At 65.8% G+C, this 14,390-nt stretch carries 14 protein-coding genes and 1 rRNA gene; 1 reads left to right on the top strand and 14 read right to left on the bottom strand.

Features of this window, described 5'->3' with window-relative positions; all coding sequences use genetic code 11:
* The 12 genes from CIK77_RS10565 to nrdH all read right to left on the bottom strand — a co-directional run bounded on the left by CIK77_RS10565 (position 1) and on the right by nrdH (position 12,105).
* Positions 1-867: an ABC transporter permease gene (locus CIK77_RS10565; RefSeq protein WP_087055973.1), complete on the bottom strand. Its 867-nt coding sequence runs from the start codon at positions 865-867 to the stop codon at positions 1-3.
* A gap of 68 nt (positions 868-935) precedes the next feature.
* Entirely contained in the window at positions 936-1,895 is a 960-nt protein-coding gene (locus tag CIK77_RS10560) for an ABC transporter permease (RefSeq protein ID WP_212647513.1), read from the bottom strand.
* Positions 1,892-3,466, bottom strand: a complete 1,575-nt coding sequence (locus CIK77_RS10555) for an ABC transporter substrate-binding protein (RefSeq protein ID WP_212647514.1) — start codon at positions 3,464-3,466, stop codon at positions 1,892-1,894. The genes CIK77_RS10560 and CIK77_RS10555 overlap by 4 nt, the downstream gene beginning before the upstream one ends.
* Positions 3,467-3,601: 135 nt before the next feature.
* Positions 3,602-4,678 (bottom strand): alpha/beta hydrolase fold domain-containing protein, encoded by a 1,077-nt coding sequence (locus CIK77_RS10550; RefSeq protein WP_249268682.1) that lies wholly within the window; start codon positions 4,676-4,678, stop codon positions 3,602-3,604.
* Positions 4,679-4,716: 38 nt separating this feature from the next.
* Positions 4,717-5,157 (bottom strand): thioesterase family protein, encoded by a 441-nt coding sequence (locus tag CIK77_RS10545; protein ID WP_087055959.1) that lies wholly within the window; start codon positions 5,155-5,157, stop codon positions 4,717-4,719.
* Positions 5,154-6,131 carry a 3-hydroxyacyl-CoA dehydrogenase NAD-binding domain-containing protein gene (locus CIK77_RS10540; protein ID WP_249268683.1) on the bottom strand — a complete coding sequence of 326 codons (978 nt, stop codon included), beginning with the start codon at positions 6,129-6,131 and terminating at the stop codon, positions 5,154-5,156. Before CIK77_RS10540 ends, CIK77_RS10545 begins: the two co-directional genes overlap by 4 nt.
* A 67-nt stretch (positions 6,132-6,198) precedes the next feature.
* Positions 6,199-7,083 carry a 3-keto-5-aminohexanoate cleavage protein gene (locus tag CIK77_RS10535; RefSeq protein WP_087055960.1) on the bottom strand — a complete coding sequence of 295 codons (885 nt, stop codon included), beginning with the start codon at positions 7,081-7,083 and terminating at the stop codon, positions 6,199-6,201.
* Positions 7,080-7,973 carry a TetR family transcriptional regulator C-terminal domain-containing protein gene (locus CIK77_RS10530; RefSeq protein WP_087055961.1) on the bottom strand — a complete coding sequence of 298 codons (894 nt, stop codon included), beginning with the start codon at positions 7,971-7,973 and terminating at the stop codon, positions 7,080-7,082. Before CIK77_RS10530 ends, CIK77_RS10535 begins: the two co-directional genes overlap by 4 nt.
* A gap of 277 nt (positions 7,974-8,250) precedes the next feature.
* Positions 8,251-9,225: a class 1b ribonucleoside-diphosphate reductase subunit beta gene (gene nrdF, locus CIK77_RS10525; protein WP_087055962.1), complete on the bottom strand. Its 975-nt coding sequence runs from the start codon at positions 9,223-9,225 to the stop codon at positions 8,251-8,253.
* A gap of 36 nt (positions 9,226-9,261) precedes the next feature.
* Entirely contained in the window at positions 9,262-11,427 is a 2,166-nt protein-coding gene (gene nrdE, locus CIK77_RS10520; protein WP_249268684.1) for a class 1b ribonucleoside-diphosphate reductase subunit alpha, read from the bottom strand.
* Entirely contained in the window at positions 11,406-11,837 is a 432-nt protein-coding gene (gene nrdI / locus CIK77_RS10515; RefSeq protein ID WP_087055963.1) for a class Ib ribonucleoside-diphosphate reductase assembly flavoprotein NrdI, read from the bottom strand. The genes nrdE and nrdI overlap by 22 nt, the downstream gene beginning before the upstream one ends.
* A 34-nt stretch (positions 11,838-11,871) precedes the next feature.
* The gene (nrdH, locus tag CIK77_RS10510; RefSeq protein ID WP_087055964.1) at positions 11,872-12,105 is read right to left on the bottom strand and encodes a glutaredoxin-like protein NrdH; all 234 of its coding nucleotides are present in this window, start codon (positions 12,103-12,105) and stop codon (positions 11,872-11,874) included.
* Positions 12,106-12,477: 372 nt separating this feature from the next.
* Between nrdH and CIK77_RS10505 the strand changes: the two genes are divergently transcribed.
* Positions 12,478-13,641: an acyl-CoA dehydrogenase family protein gene (locus CIK77_RS10505; RefSeq protein WP_087055965.1), complete on the top strand. Its 1,164-nt coding sequence runs from the start codon at positions 12,478-12,480 to the stop codon at positions 13,639-13,641.
* Between the two features lie 157 nt (positions 13,642-13,798).
* Here CIK77_RS10505 and CIK77_RS10500 read toward each other — a convergent pair whose 3' ends face one another.
* Positions 13,799-14,071, bottom strand: coding sequence for a metal-sensitive transcriptional regulator (locus tag CIK77_RS10500; RefSeq protein ID WP_087055966.1), 273 nt, complete (start codon positions 14,069-14,071; stop codon positions 13,799-13,801).
* A 103-nt stretch (positions 14,072-14,174) separates the two neighbouring features.
* Positions 14,175-14,291, bottom strand: a 5S ribosomal RNA gene (gene rrf, locus CIK77_RS10495).
* Positions 14,292-14,390 lie beyond the last annotated feature (99 nt).

Raw genomic sequence — 14,390 nt, 5'->3', positions numbered from 1 at the left:
TCACTTCTCACCCGCATTCGTACTCGCGGACGCATGAGCGATCGAATCCGCGATGAGGTTGGTACCGATTGTGAGCACCGCGATCGCCAGCACCGGCAGGAGCACACCGGCGGGTTCGAGCGACAGGGCGATGCGGTTCTCGTTGATCATGAGGCCCCAGTCCGCCGCCGGCGGCTGCATACCGAGCCCCAGGAACGACAGCGACGAGATCGCTCCGATCGAATAGGTGACGCGCAGACCGGCCTCGACGGCCATCGGACCGGTGATGTTCGGCATGATCTCGCGCATGATGATCCGGCCGCGCGGCACCGCATACATCTCTGCGGCCCGGATGTAGTCCTCGTTGATCACGTTCAGCGCCGCCGAACGCGCCACCCGAGCGATGCGCGGCGCATGCGTCACCCCGATCACCGTCACGAGCACCCAGCCCTGAGGCCCGAGCACGGTCACCGCCAGCAGGGCGAAGACGAGCTGAGGCACTGCGAGCAGCACGTCGTTCGCTCGCATGATGAGCGAATCGAGCCAGCCTCCGGTGTAGGCGGCGATCATGCCGAGCACGGCGCCCAGCACCAGCCCGAGCAACGTGGCGAGCACCGAGAAGACGATGAGAGTGAGGCCGCCGGCGAGGAACCTCGACCAGACGTCGCGCCCGAGATTGTCGGTGCCGAACAATCCCTCCGGCTGGAACGGCCGATCGGCGAACTCGGTCGCGGAGTGCCCGGTCGCCCATGGCAGCAGCAGCGGTCCGACGAAGGCGAGGATCACGATCACCGCAGTGAGCACGACACCCGCCTTCGCCTGCCGTTGGCTCCAGAACCGGGTGAGCATCGTGTTGCGGTGCCCCGTGCCTGCTTCCTTGCTGCGCATCAGCTCCTGGGAGGTCAGTCCTCCGGTGTCCGGTGCGATCGGGTCGGACACGTGCTGCCGATCAGACATCACTTACCCCCTTCGGTGCGCAGTTTGGGATTGGCCAGGATGCCGACGATGTCGGCGAGCAGGTTCACCACGACGTAGATGACCGCGACGATCATCGTGATCGCCACCACGACCATGACATCGCGATAGTTCACCGCTTCGATGAGCGCCTGCCCGAGACCGGGGTAGCGGAACAGGAACTCGACGACGACCACGCCTCCGGCCATCCAGGCGAGCTGAATCGCAACCACCTGCGCCACCGGTCCGATCGCATGCGGAAGCGCGTGGCGCAGGATCACCCGGCGCTCGGGAACGCCCTTGAGGCGCGCCATCTCGACGTACCCCGAGTCGAGGACCTCGAGCATCGTGGCCCGCATCATGCGTGCGATGTACGGCGTGACGACGAGCACCAGCACCAGCACGGGCAGGATGAGCTGCGCGGGGAAGTCCCACACCTGCATCCCCGGCGGCTGCATGGTGACCGCCGGCAGCACGGTGAAGACCGTCGTCGACAGAAGCGACACGAGCGCGATGCCGATGACGAACTCGGGCAGAGCAGCGAGCACCAGCGAGACGCCCGTGATCGCGGAGTCCGTCGCCCGCCCTCGCCGCAGCGACGACCAGATCCCGACGAGGATGCCGACAGGGACCGAGATGATGGCGGCGGCGATCATGAGGAACAGAGATGCCCCGACGCGCTCCCCGATGAGCGCGGAGACCGGTTGCGATGTCGCCGCGGAGACGCCGAAGTCTCCGGCGAAGAGGCCGCCGAGCCACAGAAGATAGCGCTTCCAGGCCGGCTCGTCGAGATTCATCTGCTCGTGAATCGCAGCGATCCGCTCCGGCGTGGCCTGCTGCCCGAGAATCGCCTGCGCCGGATCGCCAGGCAGCAGCAGCGTCGCGAAGAAGATCGCCATAGACACCACGAGCAGAATGACGACGCTGATGGCCAGTCGTCGAACGATCAGTCGGAGGATCATGCGGGGTCTCCGATCCACGCGCGATGCAGCTGGAAGCCCGACAGCGGCAGTCCGGTCGCGTTCGGGACGAGACCGCCGACGTAGGACTGATGCGCGTCGAGCTGATCTGAGAAGCCCCAGATGATGAGCGATCCGCGTTCGTACATGATCCGCTGCGCCTCCTCGATCAGTGCGCCGCGCGCGTCGTCGTCCGTCTCGCCCCGCGCCTGCTCGACGAGCTGAACGAACTCTTCGTCGGCCCAATGCGTCTCGTTGAACGGCGCGTCAGGCATGGAACCCGAGTTCGACTGCGGCAGGAAGTTGCGGGTGTACCAGAAACTCTGTGAGAAGGGGTACTCGAGGTAGCCGCCCCAGTAGGTCGTGAGATCCATCCGGTTGATGGTGACCCTGATCCCGGCCTCGGCTGCCTGCTCCGCGTACACCTGAGCAGCCTCGACGACGCCCGCCTGGATCGGCGCGGTCGCGAGCTCGATGTCGATCCCGTCGGGGTAGCCTGCCTCGGCGAGCAGCCGCTTCGCCTCTGCGATGTCCTGGGTGCGCTGCGGAAACTCCGGATACGCAGGGTCGTACGGCGCGAACATGTCGTTGCCGACCTGCCCGTGCCCCGAGAGCACCTGTTCGATCATCTGCTCACGGTCGACCACGAGGCGGAACGCCTGGCGCACCCTCTCGTCATCGAAGGGCTCGACGTCTGTGCGCATCGTGAACGGGAGCCACATGCCGGTGTCGGAATCGAGTACGCGCATGCGCTCATCCGACTCGATCACTTCGGACAGCGCCGCAGGGATCTGTGCGACCACGTCGACCTGGCTCGACAGCAGAGCGTTGATGAGCGCGTCCGTGTCGTTGAAGTTCAGCAGCTCGATCGTGTCGAGGTACGGCCCTTCCTCACCCCAGTAGTGCGGGTTCGCCTTCAGAACGGTCGAGCGCGCAGGCACGAAGCTCTCGAGCATGTACGGACCGGTGCCGACCGGGTTCTCCACGTCGAAGTCATCCGGCACGATCGTCATGGTGTACTGGCCGAGACCGTCGTCAAGTGCCGAATCGGGTGAGCTCAGTCGGAACTCGACCGTGTGCTCGTCGACGGCGACCACGTCCTCGAGATGAGCGAGCCCTGCCGCGCCGTTCTTCGGGTCATCCGGGTCGATGATCCGCTTCACGCTCGCGACCACGTCCTTCGCGGTCATGTCACGTCCGTCGCTGAACTTCACATCGGTGCGGAGCTCGGCGGTCCACACCGTGGCGTCGGAGTTCGGCCGGATCGATGTTGCGAGCATGGGCTGCAGGACGTAGTCGTCGTCGCGGTACAGCAGCGTGCTGTACATGTTGATGGCGCGAGCGATGTCACCGAGGTTCGTGGCGATGGCCCCGTCCACGGTGTCGGCGGCTCCTCCCCCGACGAACCCGACCCGCAGGTTCCCGCCGTGCTTCGGCGGACCGGTGAGCGCGGGAGCCTGCCCTACGAGCGCTCCTCCGCTGCACGCGGCGAGCAGGCCCGAGAGCCCGACCATCACCGCGCCGCCCAGGACCGCGCGACGCGACGGCTCCCATCGTGCTCGAGACAAGCGCATGGCGCTTTCCATTCGATTTCCCTTCACATTCTTCGTCGAACATCTCGACGGCTTCCCTCGGCCCGTACTGCCTGGCCGGGCTGTGTCTGGTGCTTCACCGGCTGCAGCGCCGGGTGCTGTGCGATCAGCAGCCGGCTAGGAGAAGAATCGGCTGCGTGCGAACATCGCACCGCCCGCGATGGCCTCGTTCGCCGCATCGAGCATCCGACCGAAGTGCAGGAACGAGTGCAGCACACCGGGCACCACCCGCCACTGCACGTCGTGGCCTGCGGCCTCCAGCCGTCGAGCGAGCGCAATCGAGTCATCACGCAGCGGGTCGAGGTCGGCGCCGATCACGTATGAGGGCGGCAGCGTCGATTCGATGTCTGCGGACAGGAGGTTCGTGTAGCTGCTGGTGCGGTCTTCCGGCTGTGTGAGGAACACATCGTCGATGACGCGGAGATCCTCGGCCGCCATGCCGTCCCAGAATCCGCCGTAGAGGCGTGCCGAAAGCGAGTCGGCGAGGCCGTAGCCGCCGTAGTACAGCAGCATCGCTCTGAGCGATGCGAAGGCCTGCTCCGCACCTTCCGCTTGCTCACCGAGTCGCCCCGGCTCGTCACGCAGGAGCAGCGTCGCGCCGAGGGCGAGCATGGCGCCGGCGGAGTCGCCTGCCACCGCGAGTCGCTGACCGTCGATTCCGTATCGGCCGCCGTGCGCGGCGAGATGCGCGACGACGCCGGCGCTCTCGTGCAGCGAGACCGGAAACGCACCCTTCGGCGCGAGCGTGTAGTCGACGGCGACGACGGCCGCGCCGCTGATGGCGGCGAGCACGCGCGTGATGCGGTCGTGGGTGTCGAGGTCGCCGACGGTGAAGCCGCCGCCGTGGAGGTAGACGATCGCCGGCAGCATCTCATCCGAGCTCGGCCGGTGCATCCGCACCGGAACATCCGCGCCTGACGTCCGGATGGACAGGTCGCGCGTGTCGTGCATCTTCGGGCCGCCGACGTTCCAGAACGCACGCTCCTCGCGGTATTCGGCGCGTGCTGCGGCGAGCGCGCCTTCCGCCTCGGCCGCGCGGCTGCCCGCGTCGGCCCCAGTCGCTTCTCCCGCCGGCCCCGCGCCGCGCGGCGCACTCCGTTGCGCTGCGCGCTCGAGCTGGTGCTCGACGACTCGTCGCATCTGCGGCGTGAAGGCGTCCCTGACGTGTGCGGGGATGTCGGAGAGCGCTGGCACGGTGTTCCTTTCGCTGGGTGCGGACGGTCGATCGGTGATCATGCGAGAACGCGGCGACCGGCCCACGCCGGGGCGTCGCTGAGCGCTGCCTGCACCCGCTGCTGGACGGCCTCGGGAAGCGGTTCGGTGCGCCCTTCCCGCTGCCCGACGTGCAGGGCGAGGATCTCCTCGGTTGCGACGACGGCGTCCCCGGCGACCATGGTGTGCGCGATGTGCAGCTTCTTCGCCGCGGCTCCGATGATCTCGGTGCTCACGTGCAGTTCAGTGCCAAGGCCGACCTCGTCGAGGTAGCGCACGTGCGCCTCGACCGTGTACAGCGAGCATCCTGTCGCCGCGCGGTAGTCCTCGTCGAGACCCACCGCAGCCATGGCTTCATCGGTGGCGAATCCGAAGACGAGCACGTAGAACGCCTCGGACATGTGCCCGTTGTAGTCGATCCATTCCGGCTTCACAGCGGTGTCGTACGTCGACAGGGTCATACCGCCGCACCCCCGTCGGCCGTTTCCGGAAAGGCTTCGCGGACCGCGGCGACCGCCTTGCGCACTGCGATCACCGAAGCGTCCCGCGCACGCACCAGCTCGTCGATGCTGCGCTCACCGGCCTCTGCTTCACTTCCGGCGACCACTTCGTCGCGGAGTTCGGGGGTCAGCTCAGGGGCGTCCAGCCTCGTCCACGGGGAGAGCAGCGACGGCCCGAAATGGTCGAGCATGTGCGCCATGCCGCCCTCGCCGCCGGCGAGATGGAAAGTGAGCATCGGGCCCTGAAGCGGCCAGCGAAGACCGGGGCCCTCCGTGATCGAACGATCGATCTGCTCGACGGTCGCTTCGCCGTTCTCGACCATGTGCAGCGCCTCGCGCCACAGCGCCTCCTGCAGTCGATTCGCGATGAAGCCGGGCACCTCTCTGTCCATCCGGATCACCGATTTGCCGATCGCGTCGTACCATTCGGCCGCCCATCCGGTCGCCGACTCGGCCGTGCGCTCACCTCCGACGACTTCGACCAGCGGGATCAGATAGGGCGGGTTGAATGGGTGCCCGACCACGAGGCGCGCCGCCTGCTGCTCGTCGGCGACCTTCGCGGCCATCTCGGTCATCCCGTACCCGGATGTCGAGGAGCCGACGACGACGTCTGCCGGAGCCGCCTGCATGATGTCAGCGAGCAGACGCTGCTTCATCTCGAGGTTCTCCGGCGCCGACTCCTGCACGAAACCGACGCCGTCCAGCGCCTCGGCGAGATCGGCGTGCACGGTCCATGCGTCGCGGTCGGCGCCGGCGGCCAGACCGAGCTCGGTGAGCGCTGGCCACGCGTTGTCGATGAGGCGCCGGAGCCGGTCCTGCGCGTCGGGGCTCGGGTCCCACACCCTCACCGTGAGGCCGCGGGAGAGGAAGTACGCCGCCCAGCCGCCGCCGATCGTGCCAGCACCGACACACGCGACCGTGTCGATGGTTGTCATCTCGCGAAGCTGCATGCTGCTCGTCTCAGGTGTGTCTGTCAGATTCCGGATCGGCGTTCCGCCGTGGTCAGCGCGCATCGAGTGCGAGGATCTCGCGGGCCTCGTCGGGGGTCGCCACCGCGGTCCCCAGCGACTCGATGATGTCGCGCGCTCTGGAGACGAGCTGTGCGTTGGTCGCTTTGACGCCCTTGGACAGGTAGAGATTGTCTTCGAGGCCGACTCGTGCGTGGCCGCCGGCGAGCACCGACTGACCGACCCACTCGAGCTGATTGCGTCCGATCGCGAATGCCGTGAACTGCGCGCGCTCGGGGAGCAGCGCGACCTGCGCGTGCAGCAGGCGCGCATCCGCCGGCGCTCCGTACGGGATGCCCTGGCAGATCTGGTAGAGCGGCGGATCGTCGAGCAGACCCTCCTGGTGCATGACATTGGCGAACCAGATGTTGCCCGTGTCGAAGCACTCCAGCTCCGGCTTCACGCCCAGGTCGCGGATGCGGGCCGCACCCTCGCGCATCATGTCCGGCGTGGAGATGTAGATCTGGCTGCCTTCGCCGAAGTTCAGGGTGCCGCAGTCGAGTGTGCAGATCTCCGGGCGCAGCTCAGCGACGTGCTGCAGCCGCGTCTCCTGGTTCACCAGGTCGGTCCCGTCGACCGAGCGCAGCGGGTCCGCCGGGTCGATCGCGTAGTCGCCGCCCATGCCCGCCGTCATGTTGACGACCGGGTCGACATCCGATTCCCGGATGAGCCGCTGCACCTCGGCGTAGTAGGCGGTCTCGCGCGATCCCTGGGTCGTCTCGGGTTCGCGCACGTGGATGTGCACGACCGACGCGCCGGCCCTGGCCGCCTCGATCGCCGAGTTCGCGATCTCCTCAGGTGTCACGGGCACGTGCTCCGATTTTCCTGCGGTGTCTCCGGCGCCGGTGACGGCACAGGTGAGGATGACGTTGCGCTTCACGGGGTGGTCCTTTCGACGAGCAGAACTCGGTTGATGAACTTGTCGACCTGTTTGGTCATGTCGTCCGTGCTGATCAGTCCGGTGAGCACGCGGATGCCGAGCCCGTCGACGAATGCGGTCAGCGCATTGGCGAGATCGTCGAGCGGCTCGTCGACGATCGCACCGCTCGTCTGTCCTGCGGCGATGACATCGCGAACCGTGCGCCACCAGCGGTGATAGCTGCCGGAGTGCTCTGCCTGCTGGTCACCGGTCAGCACGATCGCGACCCAGGTCTGCATCCAGATCGACCATTCCGCACGCAGCAGCTCATCGACGGGCAGCTGCAGGCCGATCAGCGTGCGCAGGCGCTCGACGGGGTCGGCGATCTCAGTGAGTTCGGCGCTCTGCCTGTCATACGCGAGCTTGACCGAGTACGGCAGCGCTTCGGAGAAGAGCTCCTGCTTCGAGGAGAAGTAGTAGTGCACCGAGGCGTTCGAGATCCCGGCGGCCTCGGCGATATCGGTGATCCGGACCCCGGCGAAGCCTCGTGCGGCGAAGAGCCGCCAGGCATGTTCGACGATGGTCCTTCTGCGCAGCGCATGCTCATCTGACTCGTCGCGAGTGCCGGGGAGCAGGTTCTCGTCGGGAGCCGCGACGCCCGACTCGACGCCCTCGTCGGTGAGGAGCCAATCGACGGTGACGCCGGTCACACGCGCGAGCTGCAGCAGTTCCTCCGCGGCGAAGCGGCGGGTCTGGCCGAGGGACTTGGAGAGCTTGGTCGCGTCGATGCCCATCTGTGCGGCGACTTCTCGCTGCGCAAGGCCCGAGTCCCGCAGAGCGGTCCGCGCACGTGCGGCGATGCCTCGCTCCGTTGCCGACTGCCTGGGCCGGTCGCGTTCTGTGTGTCCCATCGAGCATCGACTCTAGACACACTTTGCCCGAATCGCAAGATTCTGACTCAGCATCAGACTTGCGATCAAAGAAAGTGTTCCGGCTCGCGCGAGTTCGCCTGCGCGACCGGCCCGCGATGATCCCCGCGCCCGTGCAGCACCCCTCGAACGGGCACCGGCGCCCATCGGCATCCTCCGCCGTTTGATGAGCGAACGCACGAAAAAGGCCCAGGGCTGCAGAAGATCTGCAACCCTGGGCCTCATCGACCCCTTCAGGCTACGGGCTCAGCCCGTGACTCTAGAAGTCCCAGTCGTCGTCCTCGGTGGCCACGGCCTTGCCGATGACGTAGCTCGAACCCGAGCCCGAGAAGAAGTCGTGGTTCTCGTCGGCGTTCGGCGAGAGCGACGACAGGATCGCCGGGTTCACGTCGGTGACGCTCGAGGGGAACATGCCCTCGTAGCCGAGGTTCATCAGCGCCTTGTTGGCGTTGTAGTGCAGGAACTTCTTGACGTCCTCGGTCAGCCCGACGGCGTCGTAGAGATCCTGCGTGTACTGCACCTCGTTGTCGTAGAGCTCGTACATCAGCGAGAAGGTGTAGTCCTTGATCTCGTCGCGCTTGGCCTGGTCGACCTTCTCGAGCCCCTTCTGGAACTTGTAGCCGATGTAGTACCCGTGCACGGCCTCGTCGCGGATGATGAGCCGGATGAGGTCGGCCGTGTTCGTGAGCTTCGCGTGCGCCGACCAGTACATCGGCAGGTAGAAGCCCGAGTAGAACAGGAAGCTCTCGAGCAGGGTCGAGGCGACCTTGCGCTTGAGCGGGTCGTCGCCGCGGTAGTAGTCCATCACGATCTGCGCCTTGCGCTGCAGGTTCTCGTTCTCGACCGACCAGCGGAACGCCTTGTCGATCTCCTCCGTCGAGCACAGCGTCGAGAAGATGGACGAGTAGCTCTTGGCGTGCACCGACTCCATGAACGCGATGTTCGTGTAGACGGCCTCCTCGTGCGGGGTCACCGCATCAGGGATCAGCGAGACCGCGCCGACGGTGCCCTGGATCGTGTCGAGCAGCGTCAGCCCAGTGAACACGCGCATCGTGAGCTGCTGCTCATCCGGCGTCAGCGTGTTCCACGACTGGATGTCGTTCGACAGCGGCACCTTCTCCGGCAGCCAGAAGTTGTTCACGAGGCGGTTCCACACCTCGACGTCCTTATCGTCCTGGATGCGGTTCCAGTTGATCGCCTGAACATCGTTCAGGAGCTTGAGCGATTCAGTCATGCTCTCCGTTTTCTCCTAAAATCCCTGGTCAGACCGTCAAAGTGTGCACGAGACGCAGCCTTCGACTTCAGTGCCTTCGAGGGCCATCTGGCGGAGACGGATGTAGTAGATCGTCTTGATGCCCTTGCGCCATGCGTAGATCTGAGCCCGGTTGATGTCGCGCGTGGTGGCGGTGTCCTTGAAGAACAGCGTCAGCGACAGGCCCTGATCGACGTGCTGCGTGGCGGCGGCGTAGGTGTCGATGACCTTCTCGTAGCCGATCTCGTATGCGTCCTGGTAGTACTCCAGGTTGTCGTTCTGCATGAACGGCGCCGGGTAGTAGACGCGACCGAGCTTGCCTTCCTTGCGGATCTCGATCTTCGACGCGATCGGGTGAATCGAGCTCGTCGAGTTGTTGATGTACGAGATCGAACCGGTCGGCGGCACGGCCTGCAGGTTCTGGTTGTAGATGCCGTGCTTCTGGATCTCGGCCTTCAGCTCGACCCAGTCGGCCTGCGTCGGGATGTGGTGACCGGCGAACAGCTCCTTGGCCTTCTCCGTCTGCGGCTCCCACACCTGGTCGGTGTACTTGTCGAAGAACTCGCCCGAGGCGTACTTCGAGTCCGCGAAACCCTCGAACGCGACGCCACGCTCCTTGGCGAGGCTGTTCGACGCGCGCAGCGCGTGGAACAGCACCGTGTAGAAGTAGATGTTCGTGAAGTCGATGCCCTCTTCCGAGCCGTAGAACACGTGCTCACGAGCGAGGTAGCCGTGCAGGTTCATCTGGCCGAGGCCGATCGCGTGAGAGCGGTCGTTGCCGTCCTCGATCGAACGCACCGACTCGATGTGACTCTGGTCGCTGACCGCGGTCAGCGCCCGGATCGACGTCTCGACCGTGCGGCCGAAGTCGGGCGAGTCCATCGCGAGGGCGATGTTCAGCGAACCGAGGTTGCAGCTGATGTCCTTGCCGATCTGGTCGTACGACAGATCGGTGTTCAGCGTCGTCGGAGTGTTCACCTGCAGGATCTCGCTGCAGAGGTTGGACATGTTGATCCGGCCCTTGATCGGGTTCGAATCGTTGACCGTGTCCTCGAACATGACGTACGGGTAGCCCGACTCGAACTGGATCTCGGCCAGCGTCTGGAAGAACTTGCGCGCACCGATCTTCGTCTTCTTGATGCGCGGGTCGTCGACCATCTCGCGGTACTTCTCGGTCACTGAGATGTCGCCGAAGGGCACACCGTAGACGCGCTCGACGTCGTACGGCGAGAACAGGTACATGTCCTCGTCGTTCTTCGCGAGCTCGAACGTGATGTCGGGGATCACGACGCCGAGCGACAGCGTCTTGATCCGGATCTTCTCGTCGGCGTTCTCGCGCTTGGTGTCGAGGAACTTCATGATGTCGGGGTGGTGCGCCGTGAGGTACACCGCCCCCGCACCCTGCCGCGCGCCGAGCTGGTTGGCGTAGCTGAACGAGTCTTCGAGAAGCTTCATCACGGGGATGATGCCGCTGGACTGGTTCTCGATCTGCTTGATCGGCGCACCGGACTCACGAATGTTGCTGAGCAGGAGCGCGACGCCGCCGCCGCGCTTGGACAGCTGCAGCGAGGAGTTGATGCCACGCGAGATCGACTCCATGTTGTCTTCGATGCGCAGCAGGAAGCAGCTGACCAGTTCGCCGCGCTGCGCCTTGCCCGCGTTGAGGAACGTCGGCGTCGCCGGCTGGAAACGTCCCGAGAGGAGCTCGTCGGTCAGCTTCCACGCGAGGTCCTGGTCGCCGTCGGCGAGCGCCAGCGCCGTCATCACGACGCGGTCCTCGAAGCGCTCGAGGTAGCGCTTGCCGTCGAACGTCTTCAGCGTGTAGCTGGTGTAGTACTTGAAGGCGCCGAGGAAGGTCTGGAAGCGGAACTTCTTGCCGTACGCGAAATCGTTGAGCCGCTCGACGAACTCGAACGGGTACCTCTCGATGACGGCGCCTTCGTAGTACTCCTTCTCTACGAGGTAGTCGAGTCGCTCGCGCAGAGAGTGGAAGAACACCGTGTTCTGATTGACGTGCTGCAAGAAGTACTCCTGCGCCGCGCGCTTGTCGGCATCGAACTGGATGTTGCCATCAGCGTCGTACAGATTCAGCATCGCGTTCAGCGAGTGATAGTCCATGCCCTCGAATGCGGGGTTGTGCTTGAAGTCGGTGACCTCACCGGTCACTGCTGTCGCTTCCACCATGATTCCAATCCGTCGCTCACGCGAGCAACGTCGTCGGCCGTGCCAAAGAGTTCGAGCCGATACAGGTGCGGCACGTCGCACTTGCGGCTGATGATATCTCCGGCGATGCAGAAGCCTTCGCCGAAGTTGGTGTTGCCCGCGGAGATCACGCCGCGGATGCCGCGACGGTTGCGTTCGTCGTTCAGGAACCGGATGACCTGCTTCGGGACGGCGCCGTTGCCGTCGCCGCCGCCATAGGTCGGTGTCACGAGCACATACGGCTCGTCGACCTGCAGCGGTTCCTCGCTGCGGTAGAGGGGAATGCGCTCGGCACGCAACCCGAGCTTGTCGATGAAGCGCGCAGTGTTCCCCGAGATGCTCGAGAAGAACACCAGAAGCGGCGCCTCGGTCGCTGTGGCTGTCGCGGTCATCACTCCCCCTCGGCTCCGACGCGACGCCCGGTCATCAGGCCAGGCGGCTGGCGAGCTCGTCGATCTTGTCGGGACGGAAACCCGACCAGTGACCATCGTCGGTGACGACGACGGGCGCCTGCATGTAGCCGAGCGACTTGACCTGCTCGAGGGCCGCTGGGTCCTCCGACAGGTCGGTCACTTCGTACTCGATCCCCTTGGAGTCCAGGGCGCGATAGGTGGCGTTGCACTGGACGCACGCAGGCTTCGTGTAAACGGTGATCGACATGCTCTCTCCCCTTGAGACTCGTTGATGTTCCGGCACCCTGTGGCCGGGACCTCAATACTACATATGGGTGCGACGGTTCGGTGGCACCACTAGGGCTAGTAGTTACATCCATGTGATTATCCACACCCTATCCACACTTCCCACAGGTGGGTCCACCGGTTTGTCCACACCGGACGGAGCCCGGCGAACCGCGTCGTGACGCGGTTCGCGCCATGCGGATCGTGTCTTCTCCACAGCCCGAACGCTACGCCGGGCCTCCGACATTCGATTCCTGTGGAGAGACCGGTTCGGCGTGTCGCTGGCGTGTCGCGATCGTCCGCACGACGACGGATTCCGGAGCCCGCAGCACGCCGCGAGAATAGAGTGGCGTGCATGAGCGACGGGTTCGAAACCAGCGGCCATCTCCCCGACGATCTGCTCGAACGCATCCGGTCCAGAGCGACGGCGGTCGACGCGGAGAACGTCTTCCCCGACGACGATCTCGCCGAGCTGCGCGAAGCCGGGTACCTGAAGATCCTCGTGCCCACCGAGCTCGGCGGCGCGGGGCTCGGTCTCGCAGAGGCGACCGTGCTGCAGCAGAAACTCGCCGGCGCGGCGCCCGCCACGGCGCTCGCGATCAACATGCACCTGGTGTGGACGGCGGTGGCGAAGGTGCTGCGCGACCGCGGCATCGACGATCTCGAGTTCGTCCTCACCGGCGCAGCCTCCGGCGAGGTGTTCGCATTCGGGATCAGCGAGGCGGGCAACGATCTCGTGCTGTTCGGCAGCGACACGGCCGCACACCCCCGCCCCGACGGCTCGTACGCCTTCACGGGGACGAAGATCTTCACCTCGCTCGCGCCCGTGTGGACCCAGCTCGGCCTGCACGGCCTCGACACGACGGATCCGGATGATCCCCGGCTCGTCTACGCCTTCGTACCGCGCAGCGACGCGGTCGTCACGCGCGACGACTGGAACACGCTCGGCATGCGGGGCACACAGAGCCGAACGACTCAGCTGCACGGCGCCGTGGCCCCTGCCGACCGGGTCGCGCGCATCGTGTCGGCGGGCCCGAGCCCTGACCCGCTCGTGTTCGGGATCTTCGCGGCCTTCGAGCTGCTGCTCGCCTCCGTCTACACGGGCATCGCGCGCCGTGCGATCGACCTCGCCGTCGCCTCGGCTGCGGCGCGCAGGTCGAAGAGGACCGGCAGCGCGCTGAGCCAGGACCCGGATATCCGTCGTCGCGTGGCCGGCATGGGGCTCGCCTATGACGCCCTGCCGCCGCAGATCGCTTCGCTGTCGCACGACGTCGATGCTGTCGTGGATCACGGACCTCGCTGGTTCTCCCTGCTGTCAGGGGTCAAGCACCGCTCCACAACGGCGGCGAAGCAGATCGCCGATGAAGCCATGCTGGTCGCCGGCGGGTCGTCGTTCTTCGCGTCGCACGAGCTCTCGCGCATCTATCGCGACGTGCTCGCCGGCGCTTTCCACCCCTCCGACCCGGAGTCCGCGCACGCAACGGCGGCCACCGCCTGGCTCGGCCCCCTGGAGGCCTGAGGAGGCGTCTCAGCGGGCACGACGGGCACGCTGCGCAACAGGCCGACGCAGAGCAGATCCCACGACGGACGAGAGCCGGCAGTGCCGCAGTGGTGTGCCTGGCGCGCGATCAAGGAGCTCGATGTGCCGCCGGCGGCGACCGTCTGACGCGTCTGGCCTATCGCCCGTCGAAGTCGAACGCCCGCAGCAGCTCCTCCACCGCCTGCTCCCTGTGGTCACCGCCCTCCTCGAACATCGTGGAGACGTGTGTGCGGAGGTGGTTCTCGAGCAGCAGGCGGTTCAGGGACTCCAGCGACCGCTGGATCGCGCGCGACTGCGCGATGATGTCCATGCAGTACTCTTCGCTCTCGATCATCCGGCCCACACCGCGCATCTGGCCTTCGAGGATGCGGGTGCGGTGCAAGGCGCGCTTCTGGATGTCTTCGATCACACGTGCCAGGCTACCGCGTCAGGCGAAGGTGCCGACTCCGCACCGCTGACCACACACGCAGAAAAGCCCGCCCCCAGAAGGGGCGGGCTTTTCTGTAAGAGTGTTTCGGCGGTGTCCTACTCTCCCACACCCTCCCGGGTGCAGTACCATCGGCGCTGGGAGGCTTAGCTTCCGGGTTCGGAATGTGACCGGGCGTTTCCCTCCCGCTATGACCACCGAAAATATTTCGATGTGTACCCCTGTTGTGGTGAGACCACGCGGAGGGGTGGTCTCGAGGGGGTGGGTGCCCGTACATCGGGAACCACAAAGTGGACGCGAG

Origin of the sequence: Microbacterium sp. JB110, assembly GCF_003335195.1 — a bacterium.
Classification (GTDB): Bacteria; Actinomycetota; Actinomycetes; order Actinomycetales; family Microbacteriaceae; genus Microbacterium.
This window is presented reverse-complemented; position numbering and strand designations above follow the sequence as displayed.